The sequence below is a fragment of the Pseudoalteromonas lipolytica genome (assembly GCF_001306915.1).
Taxonomy (GTDB): Bacteria; Pseudomonadota; Gammaproteobacteria; order Enterobacterales; family Alteromonadaceae; genus Pseudoalteromonas; species Pseudoalteromonas simplex.
Genome location: NZ_LJTC01000002.1, coordinates 506,002 through 524,441, shown reverse-complemented (window position 1 = coordinate 524,441; position 18,440 = coordinate 506,002). Strand labels below are relative to the sequence as shown.

Below are 18,440 nucleotides of genomic sequence, written 5' to 3'. Positions count from 1 at the left end.
TTCTTTATTGTTTATTACTTTGCTCTGAAGAAAGTTCCAGTACCGTTTATCGCGCATTATGACCGCTTGTCCATATACAGATTGTTATTTATCTGTATCGTAATATTCTTATGGTATGTAAAAGTATCAATGAACTTCACCATGATTAAACATTCTGAGCAGAAAGGTTTTACGCTTATTGAAGTGCTTATTGCCTTTGTTATTTTGAGTTTTGGTTTATTAGGTGCCGTGGCCTTACAAGCTAAAGCAAAACAAGCTAGCTTTGATTCAATGCAGCGTGCAGCTGCTGTGGCACTTGGTAATGACATAATCCAACGTATGAGAGCAAACGACTCTTCGGGTTTTGCCGGTTTATACAATGGAGAGTTTAGTAGTCAATCAGCAGCCGACAAAGCTCAGACATGTTTTAATTCCGCTTGTACTGCAAAAAATATAGCTGAGTTTGATAAACAACAATGGATCCGCGCAATTCAAGCTCGTGAAAATACGGGTGCTTTAGATAATGCCACTGTGTGTATAAATAACACCCCAGTCGCAGCAGGAAATGCGAGTGAATTTAATATAAGGGTGGTGATCAGCTGGCAAGGTAGGCAGGAGCAAAAAGCAAATAATGCGACAGCTGCTATTGATTGTGGAACACAAAACGACAAGCGCCGTTTAGTCGTGCTTGAAAGCTACATATACTTAAGGTCATAAGATGAAAAAGCAAACTGGATTTACACTTGTTGAGATGATTGTCGCTTTATTCATTGGCGGCATAGTGCTTGGTGGGGTGATGTTTACTTATTTAAGTATGAAAGTAACAACACGAGACACCATGACAATTGGTGAATTGCAGGAAACAGGTCGGTTAGCTTTAAATATCATGCAGCGTGATATAGAACAGATTGGCTTTTGGGGGACATTCTATGAAGACTCATTCTCAGATGAAAATACCAATAGGGATAATGTAAAGAACCCTGCAGGTGACTGCTCAGAAGGCCTCAATAATGCGAGCTTCCCTGCTGACAGTGCAACTAGTAATTTTCGCTCGGTTTATGCTGTAGAAAACTCAGATGGTTCTGCGCTTAGTTGTATCAACAATGCAAAGAAAAATACTGAAGTTTTACAGATGAAGTTTCTTGAAGGGCTGCAGATCCAACCTAATCAGACGAGCAATGACTATTATTACTTCATTGCTGAGCAAGAACGGGCTGAATTTAGACAAGGCCCAATCGCGGCCTCAACTATCAATGGTAATGCGACGATTTGGCGTTACCGTCATCATGTTTACTACATCTTTGAAGACTCATACACGATAAATGATCAATCAGTTAAAGTTCCCATTTTACGCCGAAAAAGGTTAACTACTAGCCAAACGATGAGAACTGAAAGCGTGATGGAAGGCGTGGAGAATATGCATTTTGTATTTGGTCTAGATACTACGAACAACAGCCGTGTAGATACTTATAGAAGTATTGGTCAAATGACGAACAATGACTGGGAGAACCGCCGTGGTATTTTGACAGTGCAAGTGTTTTTATTAGTTAGATCGCTATTGCCTGACCCGAATCTAAAAGTCAAAAATCAAAAATATACGCTTGGTGAAGATGCGAGCAGAAAAGAGCTAACATTTACAGATAATTATCGTCGGGCGGTGTTTACTACAACGATTCGTTTAAATAATGTTGGAGCAAATTTATGGCGCATTTAACCTTGCAAAAGAAACAACAAGGGGTGGTGTTAATCGTTGCTTTGATCATGGTGGTAGCTGTTACAGGTATTGCCGTTTCCTTGATGAGTAGTAGTAGCATAGATATTAAAATTACTAATGCAGCCCAAGAGCGAGAAACAGCAGAAAATGAATTAATAGGAACTGTTCAGCAAGTTATTGCAAACGAAGCTGCCGCGGGTGGCAACAGTGCATTTTTAATGAAAGCAGCAGAAATCCCTGATGGTGGATTTGCTATGGGAGAGGTTGGTGGCGCAACCAATACGATGACAAATTTAAATAACGGTGTTCTTGATTTACCTTGTCCGCGTAAATTTAACTTCACTGCAGGTATCTCCTGCAACATGGTTCAAGTTGATACCACCATTACCTATGGCACTAAAAGTAAGCATACTTTGACGATTACAACAGGGGTTGCCCAGGAAATGGCGAGCCTGAATACGGGTGGTTGATAAGGAGGTCGCTATGAAAAGCTTAAATTTATTACTTTGTCTTTCAGTTGTTTGCTCTCTATTTTTGGATGGCAAAAGCTATGCCGATGATACAGAGCTGTATGTTAATTACGATAAAGACCTTACAGAAAAGGGTCGTGTAATATTTATTTTAGATACATCTGGAAGCATGATGCAATCTGCTAATACAGGAGACAAATGTTTTCACCCGACCGATGGTTATTGGTTTCCATGTCCTGACAGCCGGATGAAGGTAGCAAAAGATACAATCATAAAAACAATAAATAATAACCCTGACCTTGATTACGGGTTTGTGAGATTTGCGCCAAATCAAGGTGGGTATTTTAGAGCCAAAGTTGGCACAGAGCATAGTAAGTTAAAATCAATTATAAGCGATACGTTTGCTGGTGGTTCCACGCCTATTACTGAAACATTGTGGGAAACATACATGTACCTAACTGGGCAAAAAGTTGATTTTGCAAGCGTTATAGATCCTTCGTTGCGCGATACTTCGGCAGAAATTGGTAAAAAATATCTTTCTCCTTTTGACTCTAGACTCACAAAAGATGAACGTTGTGATAACAGTGTGAATGTTTTAATTATTACCGATGGTTCCCCTTACTTTGATGATGCTAGAAATAATGAAATAGATTTGTTGCACCGGCAATTTTTTGGAAAGCCCGCAACGCCTATCCTTGATGATTACAATGCAAACAGCTACTTAGCAGCCCTTGCTAAAGTTATGCATGGCACAGATGATGTGGATATAGACATATTTCCAAAAACGGCGAAGATTAAAGACAAGGTATTTATCAATACAATAGGTTTTGGTGATGGGCTTTTAGAAAGAGGTGAAGCATTACTAAAAAAGACCGCGAATGAAGGGGGGGGAAGCTACTTCAAAGCAGAAAACCCAAAAGAATTAGCTGATTCTTTAGAGCAAACATTTAATGGTCTTAGGGCTGAAGCTGGAACTTTTACGTCCCCTTCGGTGGCTTCGAATAACGCTGATCAAACACGTAGTAGAGATTCATTATACTACACAATGTTTTACCCAAGTACCAGCGCACGCTGGCGCGGCAATCTGAAAAAATTAAAAGTATCGGGTGATACTATCGTTGATTTTAAAGGTAATCTAGCACTAGATGAAAATGGGCAAATAAACAAAGATGCTCACACCTTTTGGCCAGACGGTAGCGGTGAAGCTGACGGCAATGCTGTTGAATATGGAGGAGTCAATTCATATTTATCTCAACAATCAAGCATACCGAATAAAGACAGGAAGGTTTTGACAAATGTCTCTGGTGGTCGAATGCTTCCATTCACTGACTATAGGGTCATTATCCATTACGGAAATCGTTTTAAAGCTGCAGAGGATTTTGAGTCTGATCCAGATGAAGTGTTTGATCTTATTGACTGGTCTAGAGGCCGCGATGTGGATGATGAAAATAGTGATGGTTCAACCGATGATACCCGTCCAAATATCTTTGGAGATCCGCTTCACTCAAAGCCAACAACAATCGATTATGGCAACGATGACGTACGTATTTTGATTGGAACCAATGCAGGCTATTTGCATATGTTTCAGGATAAAAATGATGTACTCAAGGAAAGCTGGGCCTTTATACCCCGAAGCTTGTATAAAATTATTAAACCTCTTCGAGATAATAAAGAAGGGGCTAAAGTTTACGGTATAGATGGGTCTATGTCGGTTTTCTTTGATGATGGAAATAATGATGGAGTTGTAAATGGCGCTGACAGAGTTTGGGTGTTTTTTGGTCTAAGACGAGGTGGAACTGAGTATTATGGCTTGGATATTACAAAGCCAAATTCACCTAAATTGATGTGGAAAGGGCCAATAGTTGGTGGGCAAGGAGACTTTAAAGAGTTAGCACAAACTTGGTCTAAGCCTTCAGTAACGTATATTGACATAAAAGGTTATAGAGATCGCCCACTGTTAGTTTTTGGTGCAGGTTATGACCACAATAAAGATAACTCGAATCGTAGTAACGATACTAAAGGGCGGGGCATTTATATCGTTGATGCTGAAACGGGTAATAAAGTGTGGGCTTTAACGCCATCAGAAAATGGATTCAAGGGTAAACACAGTATTGCCTCAGATATCAGTCTGTTAGATTCAGATTATGATGGCTTTATTGACAGGTTATACGCTACTGACACTGGAGGAGATGTTTGGCGTGTTGACTTGCCATCTGACAACCCGAAGGATGCAAAGCAACCTTGGACCCACTTTAAATTTGCGAGCCTAGGTGGTGAGGGTAAGAGCCAAGATAGACGTTTCTTTTATAACTCAACTATTGCACGAAGTGTGTTTAGCAAAGTCTCAAAAACAAAGATTAATGGTAAAGTAATTACGGCACGTGTGGATACTCCTTTTGATGCAGTGTTAATTGGTAGTGGTAACCGAGCAAAACCGACATCTTTAGAAACTAACGATCAATTATTTATGATTCGAGATGAAAACACTGTTACACAGTCTTTCATCGGTAATGCACCTGATCATATTACACAAGCTGATTTAATGAATGTTAATTCAGACCCTTTCGGGAAAGTACTTGATAAGGTTGATGAATTTGTCAAACTTGAGGTTGAGTTAGCCCAGTTTAAAGGCTGGTATTACAATCTTCAGTCTGCAGGTGAAAAGTCTCTGGCAGCTAGTACTGTGATTGGTGGGGTTGCTTATTTTACAAGTTATACTCCTCCTTCATTAGAAGATAAGGTAAATGAATGTGAGGTTGTAAGTGGTGTCGGAAGCCTATACGCATTTCATCTTCATTACGGTACAAAAATATATGATAACTTGAAGTTTAAGACAGGCACAGATGTACCAGACACCCCAAAACTCTTTTTTGGCGAAACTGACAGCTGTAAAGATACAAACGGCAATGGTTATTGTGATGACTACGAAGGTGAAATTGAGCAAATAAAGATAAGCCAATTTATGACTGTTGGACCCAAAATCGTAGGTGAAGAAAGCCCATTTAAAGTCAAAGGGGTAAATGGACCCGGTTTAACTATTGAAAATGGAGAAATAAAATTAGTGAGTGATGAACCTCTTGGTTTTAAAGTTCAACAAACTTACATATATAAAAAAGAAGAGAACGACAGAAGTTACTAGATTAAATAACATCCTTTTTTGAACACTGGCTTTATGAGTTTTTGAGTATTTATTTTCTCAGTCACCCGTTTTATAAGCTTAACTTGGGTGAACTCATTGTCAGTGTTTTTTCTATATTAAATCAATATTTCTATTCTCTATTAAGTTTCTGTTTATTTTATACTTTTGTTTTTTATTCCCACTATTTTGCCAACCCATTCAGGATTATTTTTCCGGTCGTTTTTTCTTATTTCTCTTTTATGCTCTAATTATTTTTTTTATTATTAATTTAGATAAGAAATGTGTGGAATAGTAGTAGCTTTTTATTATAATAATTATAGTGAGTTTGAATTTTATAAAATGCTTTTTAGCCTTTTTTATGGTTCTGTATAAGTATTGCAGCAACTCAAACATAAGGTTGTTGTAATTTATCGCACTGTTAAGGTTTTCAACTGCTGCAGAAAATCACAAAGCAGAAGTTCGGCAATAACAAAGCTAATCGCTAAATTAATAGCGTTAAGGTGACGGGAGAAGTAATGAAAATTAGTAAAACAGTAAACAGGATACTTCTTTGTGCCTTTGCTGCGGTTAGCTTTTCTAGTTCAGCAGAAGATATAGAGCTTTATGTAAATCATAATGTTGATCTCGATGAGAAACCTCGCGTATTAATTGTATTCGATACTTCTGGAAGTATGGCCTTTTCTACTAGTTCGGGTAACAGTTGCGGGTTCTCAAATGGTTTGTATATCCCGTGTTCAGATAGTCGGTTAGGCGTTGCACAAGATGCTATTACTAAACTGGTTGATGGTAACGATGATATTGATTTTGGCATAATGCGCTTTAATAGTACTGAAGGTGGTTATGTACTTGCTGGTATTGGCTCGCCAATGTCAACGTTGAAAACGACGATTGCCAATTTACCTGCTGATGGTGGTACGCCGCTGACTGAAACTTTGTGGGAAGCATACTTATATATTACAGGGCAAAACTTATTCTATGGTGAAAAAGTCAATGAGCTTTTACGTGATACTTCCGTAGAGAATAAATCAACTACAACAAACAGAGTTCGTAAATGTTACTGGTGGGGGTGTCGTTGGGAAAATGAAGTCATCACTAATTTCTCATATATTTCACCATTTGATAATCCTGATGAAGTAAAGCGCTGTGATAACTCCGTTAATATTATCTACATGACAGATGGGGACCCATCTGCAGGATCTGATAATGAGCAAGACTCTAATATTAGCGCATTATATAAGTCGTATTTTGGTAGCTCATTATCAAATGACGATAAAATTGCAGGGGTTCTTCTACACAAGTTAGCTCAGATCATACATGGCACTGATGATGTTGAAGTCGACTTAAGGCCAACCACAACGGATATCCATGAAACAGGGCGTGTATATACCATCGGCTTTGGTAGTGGGATGAGTAATAACGGTAAAACTCTACTTTCGGAAACTGCTCGATTAGGCGGTGGCCAGTACCTGCATGCGAATACGTCAGAGCAATTATCCGAGGCATTGAAAAATACAATCACCCAAATCCGTGAAGTAAATGATAGTTTCACTTCACCGTCAATCGCGAGTAACAATGTTGATCAAACCCGTAGCCGCGAATCGATTTACTACGCTATGTTTTACCCTGAAACGGGTGCGCGTTGGCGTGGAAATTTGAAAAAATTAAAAGTGTCTGGTGATCAAATTGTTGATTCAACAGGTAAATCAGCACTTAATGAAGATGGTTTGATTTCTAATAAAGCGAGAACGTTCTGGCTACCAACTAATGAAGAAGCTGATGGAAATACAGTGCAACGTGGTGGCGTAAATCTACATTTAACTAAACTAGCATCGCGAAAGTTATACACAGACGCGGGTAAGTCTAGTCTAGTAGATTTTACAAAAGCAAATGTTTCGAGTGCCTTAGGTGGCGATGAAAAAGCCGCGAAGTTGTTTGGGGTTGATAAGTCACAATTACAAAAAACAATTGATTGGGCGCGCGGGATAGATGTTGATAACGAGGATGGAGATTCTTCATCAGTGGACCAGCGACAAGATATTTTCGGTGATCCGCTACATTCTAAACCCGTTACAATTGATTATGGTAATGATGACATTCGCATTTTAATTGGTACAAATGCAGGCTTTTTACACTTTTTCCAAGATAAAAAGGACGTTCTTAAAGAAAGCTGGGCATTTATTCCAAGTAGCTTGTACAAAATAATTAAGCCGCTACGAGAGAATCAAGCGAACACTAAAGTATATGGTGTTGATGGTCCAATATCTGTATTTTTCGATGACAAAAATAATGATGGTGTGGTAAATGGAAGTGATCGTGTTTGGGCATTTTTTGGTTTGAGGCGTGGTGGTAATTATTACTATGGCTTAGATATTACAAACCCCGACTCACCAAGTTTACTGTGGAATCAACCTATTGAAGGTGGTTCCGGTGACTTCAAAGAGTTAGGTCAAACTTGGTCTAAGCCTACGGTTACCTATATTAATATGGAAGGCTATAAAAAACGTCCTGTATTGATTTTTGGTGCGGGTTACGACACTAACAAGGATAACGTGATCCGAACAGATGATAACGAAGGCCGCGGGATCTATATTGTTGATGCGCAAACAGGAAATAAAATTTGGGCACTAACTCCAACCGAAAACGGTTTTAAAGGTAAGCACAGTATTGCGGCTGATGTTAGTGTTCTTGATTCGGATTATGATGGCTTTGTTGACCGTTTATATGCAACTGACACAGGTGGTGATATTTGGCGAATAGATATGCCGAGTGAAAAACCAAATAGCTCTGATAGTCCTTGGACTCACTTCAAACTTGCAAGTTTGGGCAGTTCTTTGAGTACGCAAGATAGGCGTTTTTTCTACAAACCGCTGATAGCAAGAACTATGTTCAGCAAGGTCACAGAAACAACTATTAATGGGAAAAAAATATTTTCTCGACGAGATACACCCTTTGATGCAGTTTTAGTTGGCAGTGGTAATCGTTCAAAGCCAACTTCAACAGTAACTAAGGATCAACTTTTCATGATTCGAGATATTAATACAGTTACTCAATCTTTTGTAGGTAGTGACGTACCCAAGGTAATTACTCAATCTGATTTAATGAATATGGACTCAGATCCATTTGGTAATGCGCTTGATAATGTCGATAAATTTACCAAGCTAGAAGTTGAACTTGGAGCCTATAAAGGCTGGTATTATAACCTTCCGTCAGTGGGAGAAAAATCACTTGCTGCGAGTACAGTTATAGGGGGGGTTGCCTATTTCACAAGCTATACCCCTGCTTCTGCAACCGAGACAACTAACCAGTGCTCGTTAACTGGTGGCTCAGGAAGCGTATATGCCTTTCATTTACACTATGGCACAAAGGTTTACGATAGCCTGAAATTTACTACTTCCAATGATGTTCCGGACACACCTCAGTTGTATTTTGGCGTGGGGAATAGTTGTGTTGATAATAATAATAATGGCTATTGTGATGACTTACCTGATCCTGACAATCCAGATGTCATTAAAGATACTGAAGATAAAGTCGAAGAGTTAAGTCAATTTCTAACAATTGGACCTGGTATTAAGGGGCAAGAAAACCCATTTAAGGTTCAAGAAATCTTAGGCCCAGGTATAACTGTTGAAGACGGTAAAATTAAGCTTGTTAGTGACGCTGTTCCTATTGGTTTTGGCTTTAAAACTCAACAAACCTTTATCTATAAAAGAGAAGTTAATGATGGCTCAAAATAGCCTAATTGCAACACGGCTATAAATAAGTGACTTGTCAGTTGCTTTGAGTAGGTGTTAAACCTATGATGGAATCGTGTTTGGATTCAGCAGATTATAAGGTTATAAAGAATGAATGAAATACAACACACTAGTGAAAAGGGCTTTACTTTAATAGAGCTTATGATTGCTGTGGCAATTTTAGGGATTATCGCGAGCATTGCTATTCCAAACTATTTTGAACATGTTAAGCGAACAGCGAGAACAGAGGGGATCACTGCTTTGCTTGATGCAGCAAATAAACAAGAGCAATATTTTGTAGATAATCGTGAATACACGACTTCTCTAGGAGATCTTGGTGTCGCTGAGAGAACAGAAAACAATTTTTATAAGCTAAAGGCGAGTGTTGATAATAATGCGGGTACCTTCGAATTTGAGGCTACTGCTGAATCAGGGCCACCTCTAAAGGATACAGAATGCACAAAGTTAATAATCACAGATACAGGTCTCAAAAAGTCTGAAGGCTCTGCTGATTCGAGTACGTGTTGGGGCAAGTAGCCTCAACACTTATCAGTATCAATTACTCTGGCCCTGCCGATTGGACTAATTGTTATAGAAAGCCCTTTGAGGCTTTCTTTTTTATACTCAGGACAATATAAAAACGTGCCGTTATTCAGTGCCATAGGTATACCACTTGGTCCAAAGGTTACCGAGTTGCGGGGATAAGTAAACATATCCAGTGAGTTAATTGCTTCAAGCTCAAGCAAAATAGTATCGCTATTCTCAAAGATACCAATGTTTCCTCTATCAACAAATACGGTAAGCGATTTATGCCAAAGTTTCTTTTCGCAGCGATTATTGTTGAGCGCACAGAAGGTAACACGACTTCCACTAGATTGTGCTTTTAATCGAGCAAAGTGCAATGCTCTTTTAATTTCATGGACTCGGTTGTCTAGTCGGTTTTTTGCTAGCATTGGCTTGAATTCAAATAACGCAAAATGCAACAGCAAGGATAAAATCGCTATTAAAACCATGCTTTCTATGAGAGTAGCGCCTTTACAACAGCGTATAAAATGTAATGTCCTCATCCTTGAAGACTCCCAATAATGACTGTTATTTTAACTATATGCTCAGTAGAGGGGTTGTCAATTTTAGCACATTAATTACAGCCATCTGTCGTACTGCCGCGATATAAAGCAGTACCAGATTTTAAAATCTCAAGTTGTTTATTGTTATCATCATTAGCTTTAGAAGGGCAGTAAGTGAATTTTCCTGCGTTTGAAGTGAGCATACCGCTGGTATCGAATATTAAAGAGCGATCCCCTGAAAATGCTAACTGACTATTATCAGGTATTTCTTCCATTACCCTTAAAATGATATCGCCAACTCTTGGGTTGTATATACCATTTTGATTCGAATCGAAAAATACGAATAAAGTGCCTTGACTCCAATCATTTAGACAAGGGACTCGTCTATTATTTTCAATTCTTGACGTGTTTCCACTACAAACAACCACAACAGCATCGCTAGTAGTAGCTTTTGCTCTGGCAAAACTTAAATTGCGTTTAAGCTCTTGCAAATAGCTTTCCGCTCTATCATTTTCTAGTAGGTCTGAGCTATCCCAGATCGCAATAGTTGCAATAATACCTACAATAGCAATCGTGACCATTAACTCCAATAATGTAAAACCCTGTTGCAATGATTTCATTGTTGTCTCTATTTTGAATCACTTTGTTTAATAATATCATGATTGCTGATTTAATCACCGTAATTCATAGCTTTGTTTGCCATCAGCAATGGGATTGTCTAAAATCGACGCAATCGAGAAATAATAAGTAACCCGAAAATGAAAAAAATCGAAGCAATTATTAAACCATTTAAGCTTGATGATGTGCGCGAAGCATTATCAGATGTGGGCATCACAGGGATGACGGTAAGCGAAGTGAAAGGCTTTGGCCGTCAAAAAGGACACACCGAGCTTTATCGCGGTGCTGAGTACATGGTGGACTTTTTACCTAAGGTAAAACTAGATATCGTATTAAGCGACGAAGATGTTGACCGTGCTATCGATGTGATCGTTAAAACATCGCAAACAGGTAAAATTGGTGACGGTAAAATCTTTGTCACTGACGTTGAGCGTGTTGTACGTATTCGTACCGCTGAAGAAGATGAAGACGCGATTTAATTCCAACTGACACTCGCACCTTGAGCTGGTTTGGGTATATTCGATCGCAAACATTAAAAAAGGCGCCAAAGGCGCCTTTTTTGCTTTTAGTCTATTTTAACGTTTGTTAGCTTCTCGCGTTGCTTTAGCGTGTTCACTTAGCTCAGGTAAGCCAAGCTTGTTATAGCTTTTTTCCATGATCTCCAGTGCTTGATCAAGGTAGCTGCTTTGTGAGTAGTGCTCAACCACATATTTACCACGGTTTGCTGCAGCAAGGTACGCCTCTCGCTCATAGTAGTATTCTGCAACTTTTAACTCGTAGCGCGCCATTTTATTAAGTAGCCATACTAAACGCTTTTTCGCTTCTGGTGCATAAGCACTGTTAGGAAAACGCTTTAAAAGCGTCGATAAATCAGTAAACGCAACACGAGTGCGGTTTGCATCCCTGTCAGCACGGTCTACACCAAAATATTCTTGGAATGCGTTTTCATCGGCTTTGATGTTTACCAAGCCACGCATGTAGTACATGTAATCTAAATCTTTGTGGTTTGGGTTTAAGCGAATAAAACGGTCGATTGTTGCGAGTGCTTGCTCAGTATTACCTGCTTGATAATGCGCATACACTAAGTCCATTTGTACTTGTTTTGATAAAGGACCAAAAGGGTAGCGAGAATCAATCGCACTTAATAGCTCAATTGCACGCGCATATAAGCCAGAATCTAATGTTTGTTTTGCATCTTCATATAAAGCTTGCGCAGATTTATTAGGAACGCGTTGGATATCTTCTTGATCGGGTGCTGATGAACAGGCACCTAAGCCAAGTACAGATACTGAAAAAACTATGGCGAACGCACGTTTCCCTATTTTATTTATCATTTTATTTCTTACCTTCGATGTCTTCGGCTAGGCCAAGTGAGGAAAACCGAGTAAACTATACGTATTATATTAAAGCGATTCTAACCCAGTCGAGCACAGCTTGCACTGGTAAATTGGGTAAAGTTACTAATGTCAGAGCAAATTTCTCTCCAAGCCGAGGTTCCAATTGACCTTGGCGGTAAACGTCTAGACCAAGTATTAGCGCAATTGTTCCCTGATTATTCTCGATCACGTATAAAAACGTGGATTTTGGATGATAAAATCACTGTAAACGGCGAAATATTAAACACACCGCGCGAAAAACTACTCGGTGGCGAAATGGTGAGTGTAGAAACAACCATTGAGGCCCCTCGTGAATACGAGGCACAAAATATCAAATTAAACATCGTTTATGAAGACGATGATATTTTGGTGATCAATAAACCTATGGGGTTAGTCGTTCATCCAGGTGCGGGTAACCCAGATGGCACGGTATTAAATGCTTTGCTACACCATTATCCTGATATTATTAATGTACCTCGTGCGGGTATTGTGCATCGTCTAGATAAAGACACCACTGGTTTAATGGTGGTGGCGAAAACAATTCCGGCACAAACACACCTAGTATCTGCACTACAAAAGCGTGAAAACTTCACCCGTGAATACGAAGCAATTTGTAATGGCACAATGACGGCTGGTGGCATGGTTGAAAAACCAATTGGTCGACATGCAACAAAACGTACTCATATGGCCGTGCATGAAATGGGCAAACCAGCGGTTACGCATTACCGTGTTGCAGAAAAATTCCGTGCACATACACGCTTACGTTTACGCCTAGAAACAGGTCGTACTCACCAAATCCGTGTACACATGGCTTATTTAAACCACCCATTAGTTGGCGATCAACTGTATGGTGGTCGTCCGCGTCCGCCAAAAGGCGCAACACCTGAACTGTTTCAAATGCTACGCGACTTTAAACGCCAAGCATTACATGCTGTTAAGCTATCAATTGCGCACCCAATTACGGGTGAGCTAATGACTTGGCAAGCGCCAATTCCAGATGATATGGCAGCTATGACAGAAGCATTACGCGCTGATACTAAAGCAAACCCAAATATCGAGTTTTAAGCGTTATGATCACACCAGCATGGACTGCCCCAAACACTGTTAGCGCGCTGAGTACCACCCGACAGGGCGGTGTTTCGGTTGCACCCTTTGATAGTTTTAATGTGGGTTTACATGTTGGTGATGATGAGCAAGCCGTGCTTGCAAATCGCGCCTTACTTACAAATCATCTGCCTAACCCTGCTGTATGGATAAACCAAACACATAGCAGCGATGTAGTCGTGATTGATGAGCAGTCTGATTTAAGCCAAGTACGCTCTGCTGATGCGCTTTACACCCGTTTAATAAAGCAGCCGCTGGCGATAATGACCGCAGACTGTTTGCCGGTATTACTTTGCTCGACTTCGGGGGATGAAGTCGCTGCTGTCCATGGTGGCTGGCGTGGTTTAGCGCAAGGTATATTGGCAAACACGGTTTCGCACTTTCAAGCGCCAGCAAGCGATATTATTGCTTGGTTAGGCCCAGCCATCGGTCCTTTACAATTTGAAGTCGGGCAAGAAGTTAAAGACAGTTTTTGTTCGCAAAACCCACTGCATCAACAAGCTTTTACAGCCAAACATGAAAAATACATGGCTGATATCTATTTATTAGCACGTCAGCAATTAGCACAATTAGGCGTGGTCAAAATGTATGGTGGCGAGCACTGTACTGTTACTGAAAAATCACAGTTTTTCTCTTATCGCCGCGACGGACAAACAGGCCGTATGGCTAGCTTGATCTGGCGCAATTAATACGCCTTTATACGCATTTTATACGATTAAATTTTCTTCTTTTACTTGAACAAATCACTAAGCATACCCATTAATTAAGCAATTAGATTTTTTAATAGGTAAACCCTTATGCGTTTAGATAGATTTACAAGTAAATTTCAATCTGCGCTTTCAGATGCGCAGTCATTAGCACTTGGGCGCGATCATCAATTTATTGAGCCTGTGCATTTAATGTATTCATTGCTTCAGCAAAATGGTTCAAGTGTGCGTGCGTTACTTGCACAAGCAGGCGTCAGTGCTGATGAGTTAAACACCAAGTTATCCCAAGAAATCGAGAAACTGTTTAAAGTTGAAGGTATTGGTGGCGATGTTCAGCTGTCAAATAACCTGATTTCATTAATTAACTTATGCGATAAATATGCTCAAAAACGAAAAGATAAATTCATTTCAAGTGAGTTGTTTGTTCTTGCCGCGTGTGATGATAAAGGTCCATTAGGCGACATTTTTAAAGCGCTGAATATTACTTCTAGCAAAATTGAATCTGCAATTGAAGCCATTCGTGGTGGCCAAAAAGTAGAAGACCCAAATGCTGAAGAAACTCGTCAGGCATTAAAAAAATTCACCATCGATTTAACTGAGCGAGCAGAGCAAGGTAAGCTTGATCCTGTTATTGGTCGTGATGACGAAATTCGTCGTACTATTCAAGTATTACAACGCCGAACTAAAAATAATCCAGTGTTAATTGGTGAGCCAGGTGTAGGTAAAACAGCGATTGCTGAGGGCCTTGCACAACGTATTATCAATGGTGAAGTACCTGAAGGTTTAAAAAACAAGCGAGTATTATCGCTCGATTTAGGTGCTTTGGTTGCTGGTGCTAAATACCGTGGTGAATTTGAAGAGCGTTTAAAATCAGTATTGAATGAACTTGCCAAAGAAGAAGGCCAAGTCATCCTCTTTATTGATGAAATTCATACTATGGTAGGCGCAGGTAAAACAGACGGAGCAATGGATGCGGGTAATATGTTAAAGCCTGCACTTGCCCGTGGTGAGTTACATTGCGTGGGTGCCACAACCCTTGATGAGTATCGTCAATACATTGAGAAAGATGCGGCACTTGAGCGTCGTTTCCAAAAGGTATTTGTTGATGAACCATCGGTTGAAGACACCATAGCGATTTTACGTGGTTTAAAAGAGCGTTATGAGCTGCATCACTCAGTTGATATTACCGATCCGGCCATTGTTGCCGCGGCGCAGTTGTCGCATCGTTACATCAGCGATCGCCAACTACCAGATAAGGCAATAGATTTAATTGACGAAGCGGGTTCTTCAATTCGTTTGCAAATTGACTCAAAACCAGAGTCTTTAGATAAGCTAGAGCGTCGTATTATTCAGTTAAAACTGGAAGATAATGCACTGGCGAAAGAAAAAGACGAAGCAAGTCAAAAGCGCCGCACCGAAATGCAAGAGCTGATCACTGAACTTGAAGCGCAATACCGCGAACTTGACGAAGTGTGGAATGCTGAGAAAGCCTCACTGCAAGGCACGCAAGTTATCAAAGCTGAACTTGAGCAGGCACGTCTTGATTTAGACGTGGCACGCCGTGCCAGCGATTTACAGCGTATGTCTGAACTGCAATATGGTCGTATCCCTGAACTTGAGCGCAAACTCGACCTTGCTTCACAAGCTGAAATGCAAGAAATGAGCTTGCTTAAAAACCAAGTAGGTGAAGACGAAATCGCTGAGATTTTATCGCGTTGGACAGGTATTCCGGTATCGAAAATGCTGCAAGGCGAACGTGAAAAGCTACTGCAAATGGAAGATCAATTACACCACAAAGTGATTGGTCAAGATGAAGCCGTTGTAGCTGTTGCGAATGCAATTCGTCGCTCTCGCGCAGGGCTTGCTGATCCAAATCGCCCAATCGGCTCATTCTTATTCTTAGGCCCAACAGGGGTGGGTAAAACTGAGCTGACCAAAGCACTAGCCAGTTTCATGTTTGACACTGAAGATGCCATGGTGCGCATTGATATGTCGGAGTTTATGGAGAAACACTCGGTGGCACGTTTAGTCGGTGCACCTCCAGGTTATGTTGGCTATGAAGAGGGTGGCTATTTAACTGAAGCTGTACGCCGTCGTCCGTATTCCGTCATCTTATTGGATGAGGTCGAAAAAGCGCACCCTGATGTATTTAACATCTTACTGCAAGTGCTTGATGATGGCCGCTTAACGGATGGTCAGGGCCGTACCGTTGATTTTAAAAATACGGTGATCATTATGACCTCTAACTTGGGTTCAGATATTATCCAAGAGCAAGCAGGTTCAAATGATTATGCTGGGTTAAAAGAAAAAGTGATGGGCGTATTAGTTAGTCAGTTCCGCCCTGAGTTTATTAACCGAATCGACGAAACCGTGGTATTCCATCCACTTGCTAATGAGCACATTAAGGAAATTGCAGATATTCAGTTAAGTAAGCTACGTGAGCGATTAACTGAAAAAGGCTACATTCTTGAAGTTACAGATGCAGCTTTAGACCGCATCGCTGAAAGTGGTTTTGATCCTGTGTATGGGGCAAGGCCTTTAAAACGTGCTATTCAACATACCATTGAAAACCCATTAGCACAGCGCCTGCTCGGTGGGAATTACCAACCAGGTGCCATCATCCATATTGATGCTGATGAGAATGGACTTGTTTTCTCGAGTCGTTAATTAGCCCTAAAAACAAAAGCCGCATCAATTATGATGCGGCTTTTTTGTATCAGTTAAGTTTAAACTTTAAAGGTTAACAGCATATCGTTAACTTTGCGTGAGCCTTCTACAAGCCCCGCTGCATCTTTAGCCACGTTGTAGCTAAGCTTTAAGTTCTCTTCGCTGTGTCCTTTAATGCTTTCTACATTTTCGCGTATATCGGTGCTGACAACTTGTTGTTCCTCAGCAGCCGTCGAAATTTCAGTCGCAAGGCCTGATATTTCATCAATTTGTGCGAAGATGCTCGCAAGCTCAGTTTGTGTATGGGCGGTAGTATCAACACAACTATCTGCTTGCGCTTTAGTTGATTGCATCACTTTAGACCAGCTAAATAAAGTATCTTGAATTTCTTTAATTGAGCTGTGAATTTGCGAAGTTGCATTTTGAGTACGTGAAGAAAGTGCGCGTACTTCATCTGCTACAACTGCAAAACCACGGCCATGCTCACCGGCACGTGCTGCTTCAATTGCTGCATTCAGTGCTAATAAGTTTGTTTGTTCAGCAATGCCTTCAATCTCACTCATTACTTGGCCTATTTTGTCAGCTTCACTAGCAAGAGAGTTAGCAGTAGTGGCAGCTTGCTCTACTTGGTTAGCTAGATCAGACACCATGCTACTGTTATCTTCAATATGCAGTTTGATATCGTTACAGCTTTGATAAGTTGTCTTAACCTTATCAGCTGTATGATGAGTATTAGCAGAAATTTCGCCAATCGTTGCGCTCATTTGCGTCATTGCTGTGGCAATATCACTCAAACGTTGACTTTGTGCAGCAATGCCTTGCTCAGTTAGTGACGATTGTTTATCTAAGCTGGTGGCAATATTTTTAAACGAGTAAGTAGAGTCTTTAACACGACCGAGCACCGTTCTGAGCTTTGCAAACAGCATTTGCTGATTAAAGGCAGCAATGCTAAATGGATGTGATCCTGAATAGACATACCTTGATACTGAATCGAACTCTGCACGTTGCTGCTTTAAATGGCTTGGCGTAATAACGAGTTCGTCATAATTTAGCGCAAAAAGTAGTGCTACAAGGACACATGCGACTAAAGCAACCATCCATGAGGCGGCCACAGCTAAACCACCAATACCTGCAACCAATAAAATCGCAGACACTATTTGTCTTAGTGAAATATTCTCTCGCAATGATGCGATTGATTTACCATCATTAATTTTAGTGTAGAGCGCTTTTGCACGACTCTTTAATTGCTCAGTTGGTTTGGTACGTACAGATTGATAGCCAACTAACTGCCCATGTTCGTAAATTGGCGTTACGAACGCATCGACCCAATAGTAGCGACCATCTTTGCAGCGGTTCTTCACCATGCCACGCCAAGAGTGACCTTGTTTTAGTTTTTCCCACATCTCTTTAAATGCCGCTTTAGGCATATCAGGGTGGCGTACTATGTTATGGTTTTTTCCGAGGAGTTCTTCTTCGCTGTAACCAGCAATAGCACAAAATTCCTTATTTACGTATGTGATAACACCACGTAAGTCAGTGGTAGAGACAAGCTCTTGATTGTCAGAGTATGTTACTTCCTGATTAATGATTTCTTGCCCACGACGCATATGAGTCCTTGAAATATACTTTTTTATGGTGCGCGGATTATAAACTCAGAAAAATGTAAGGGAAGAGCTTGAGGATTGATCTTTGTTAAACTTTTAAAAATTGTTTAAGAGAATTGATCTAGAACAATAACGAAGCAGAAAAAATATGGTTGCTCTAGTTCTTTAGTATTGGATGAAAGAATTGTTATCTTGTTTCGGTCTTTGTTTGCACTAATAAAATTTATACTCGTCACTGCGGTCACTAAAGCAATTGTATAATAT

At 40.2% G+C, this 18,440-nt stretch carries 14 protein-coding genes; 10 read left to right on the top strand and 4 right to left on the bottom strand.

From position 1 onward, the window contains the following. The first annotated feature begins 141 nt into the window (after nucleotides 1–141). From pilV to AOG27_RS04285, 6 genes are all read left to right on the top strand, one after another. Entirely contained in the window at nucleotides 142–696 is a 555-nt protein-coding gene (gene pilV, locus AOG27_RS04310) for a type IV pilus modification protein PilV (protein WP_054551955.1), read from the top strand. A 1-nt stretch (nucleotide 697) separates the two neighbouring features. Beyond that, the gene (locus AOG27_RS04305) at nucleotides 698–1,693 is read left to right on the top strand and encodes a PilW family protein (RefSeq protein ID WP_054551755.1); all 996 of its coding nucleotides are present in this window, start codon (nucleotides 698–700) and stop codon (nucleotides 1,691–1,693) included. Next, on the top strand, nucleotides 1,681–2,163 hold the full coding sequence (locus AOG27_RS04300) for a pilus assembly PilX family protein (protein ID WP_054551754.1): 483 nt from the start codon (nucleotides 1,681–1,683) through the stop codon (nucleotides 2,161–2,163). Before AOG27_RS04305 ends, AOG27_RS04300 begins: the two co-directional genes overlap by 13 nt. A 13-nt stretch (nucleotides 2,164–2,176) precedes the next feature. Further along, nucleotides 2,177–5,302 carry a PilC/PilY family type IV pilus protein gene (locus AOG27_RS04295; RefSeq protein WP_054551753.1) on the top strand — a complete coding sequence of 1,042 codons (3,126 nt, stop codon included), beginning with the start codon at nucleotides 2,177–2,179 and terminating at the stop codon, nucleotides 5,300–5,302. A 515-nt stretch (nucleotides 5,303–5,817) separates the two neighbouring features. After that, nucleotides 5,818–9,036: a pilus assembly protein gene (locus AOG27_RS04290; protein ID WP_054551752.1), complete on the top strand. Its 3,219-nt coding sequence runs from the start codon at nucleotides 5,818–5,820 to the stop codon at nucleotides 9,034–9,036. 108 nt (nucleotides 9,037–9,144) lie between these two features. Further along, nucleotides 9,145–9,570 carry a type IV pilin protein gene (locus AOG27_RS04285; RefSeq protein ID WP_054551751.1) on the top strand — a complete coding sequence of 142 codons (426 nt, stop codon included), beginning with the start codon at nucleotides 9,145–9,147 and terminating at the stop codon, nucleotides 9,568–9,570. A 2-nt stretch (nucleotides 9,571–9,572) separates the two neighbouring features. Here the strand turns inward: AOG27_RS04285 and AOG27_RS04280 are convergent, their stop codons facing one another. After that, a complete protein-coding gene (locus tag AOG27_RS04280; RefSeq protein ID WP_082389185.1) occupies nucleotides 9,573–10,100 on the bottom strand; it encodes a GspH/FimT family pseudopilin in 528 nt (175 codons plus the stop codon). Nucleotides 10,101–10,171: 71 nt separating this feature from the next. Next, nucleotides 10,172–10,720, bottom strand: a complete 549-nt coding sequence (locus AOG27_RS04275; protein WP_054551749.1) for a GspH/FimT family pseudopilin — start codon at nucleotides 10,718–10,720, stop codon at nucleotides 10,172–10,174. A 138-nt stretch (nucleotides 10,721–10,858) separates the two neighbouring features. On the opposite strand from AOG27_RS04275, the gene AOG27_RS04270 reads away from it, so the two are divergent. Then, nucleotides 10,859–11,197 (top strand): P-II family nitrogen regulator, encoded by a 339-nt coding sequence (locus AOG27_RS04270; protein ID WP_054551748.1) that lies wholly within the window; start codon nucleotides 10,859–10,861, stop codon nucleotides 11,195–11,197. A gap of 96 nt (nucleotides 11,198–11,293) precedes the next feature. Here the strand turns inward: AOG27_RS04270 and AOG27_RS04265 are convergent, their stop codons facing one another. Next, nucleotides 11,294–12,052, bottom strand: coding sequence for an outer membrane protein assembly factor BamD (locus AOG27_RS04265; RefSeq protein ID WP_054551747.1), 759 nt, complete (start codon nucleotides 12,050–12,052; stop codon nucleotides 11,294–11,296). Between the two features lie 129 nt (nucleotides 12,053–12,181). Between AOG27_RS04265 and rluD the strand changes: the two genes are divergently transcribed. The 3 genes from rluD to clpB all read left to right on the top strand — a co-directional run bounded on the left by rluD (nucleotide 12,182) and on the right by clpB (nucleotide 16,572). Then, nucleotides 12,182–13,159, top strand: a complete 978-nt coding sequence (gene rluD, locus AOG27_RS04260; protein WP_054551746.1) for a 23S rRNA pseudouridine(1911/1915/1917) synthase RluD — start codon at nucleotides 12,182–12,184, stop codon at nucleotides 13,157–13,159. A gap of 5 nt (nucleotides 13,160–13,164) precedes the next feature. Beyond that, nucleotides 13,165–13,887 (top strand): peptidoglycan editing factor PgeF, encoded by a 723-nt coding sequence (gene pgeF / locus AOG27_RS04255; protein ID WP_054551745.1) that lies wholly within the window; start codon nucleotides 13,165–13,167, stop codon nucleotides 13,885–13,887. Between the two features lie 108 nt (nucleotides 13,888–13,995). Continuing rightward, complete coding sequence (clpB, locus tag AOG27_RS04250) at nucleotides 13,996–16,572, top strand: ATP-dependent chaperone ClpB (RefSeq protein ID WP_054551744.1); 2,577 nt, start codon at nucleotides 13,996–13,998, stop codon at nucleotides 16,570–16,572. 59 nt (nucleotides 16,573–16,631) lie between these two features. On the opposite strand, the gene AOG27_RS04245 is transcribed toward clpB, so the two are convergent. Next, the gene (locus AOG27_RS04245; RefSeq protein ID WP_054551743.1) at nucleotides 16,632–18,179 is read right to left on the bottom strand and encodes a PAS domain-containing methyl-accepting chemotaxis protein; all 1,548 of its coding nucleotides are present in this window, start codon (nucleotides 18,177–18,179) and stop codon (nucleotides 16,632–16,634) included. Between the last annotated feature and the right edge of the window lie 261 nt (nucleotides 18,180–18,440).

Coding starts and splice junctions, on each gene's coding strand:
- rluD (WP_054551746.1), top strand. CDS start 12,182: ATGTCAGAGCAAATTTCTCTCCAAGCCGAGGTTCCAATTGACCTTGGC.
- AOG27_RS04245 (WP_054551743.1), bottom strand. CDS start 18,179: ATGCGTCGTGGGCAAGAAATCATTAATCAGGAAGTAACATACTCTGAC.
- AOG27_RS04305 (WP_054551755.1), top strand. CDS start 698: ATGAAAAAGCAAACTGGATTTACACTTGTTGAGATGATTGTCGCTTTA.
- pilV (WP_054551955.1), top strand. CDS start 142: ATGATTAAACATTCTGAGCAGAAAGGTTTTACGCTTATTGAAGTGCTT.
- clpB (WP_054551744.1), top strand. CDS start 13,996: ATGCGTTTAGATAGATTTACAAGTAAATTTCAATCTGCGCTTTCAGAT.
- AOG27_RS04295 (WP_054551753.1), top strand. CDS start 2,177: ATGAAAAGCTTAAATTTATTACTTTGTCTTTCAGTTGTTTGCTCTCTA.
- AOG27_RS04270 (WP_054551748.1), top strand. CDS start 10,859: ATGAAAAAAATCGAAGCAATTATTAAACCATTTAAGCTTGATGATGTG.
- AOG27_RS04290 (WP_054551752.1), top strand. CDS start 5,818: ATGAAAATTAGTAAAACAGTAAACAGGATACTTCTTTGTGCCTTTGCT.
- AOG27_RS04265 (WP_054551747.1), bottom strand. CDS start 12,052: ATGATAAATAAAATAGGGAAACGTGCGTTCGCCATAGTTTTTTCAGTA.
- AOG27_RS04280 (WP_082389185.1), bottom strand. CDS start 10,100: ATGAGGACATTACATTTTATACGCTGTTGTAAAGGCGCTACTCTCATA.
- pgeF (WP_054551745.1), top strand. CDS start 13,165: ATGATCACACCAGCATGGACTGCCCCAAACACTGTTAGCGCGCTGAGT.
- AOG27_RS04285 (WP_054551751.1), top strand. CDS start 9,145: ATGAATGAAATACAACACACTAGTGAAAAGGGCTTTACTTTAATAGAG.
- AOG27_RS04275 (WP_054551749.1), bottom strand. CDS start 10,720: ATGAAATCATTGCAACAGGGTTTTACATTATTGGAGTTAATGGTCACG.
- AOG27_RS04300 (WP_054551754.1), top strand. CDS start 1,681: ATGGCGCATTTAACCTTGCAAAAGAAACAACAAGGGGTGGTGTTAATC.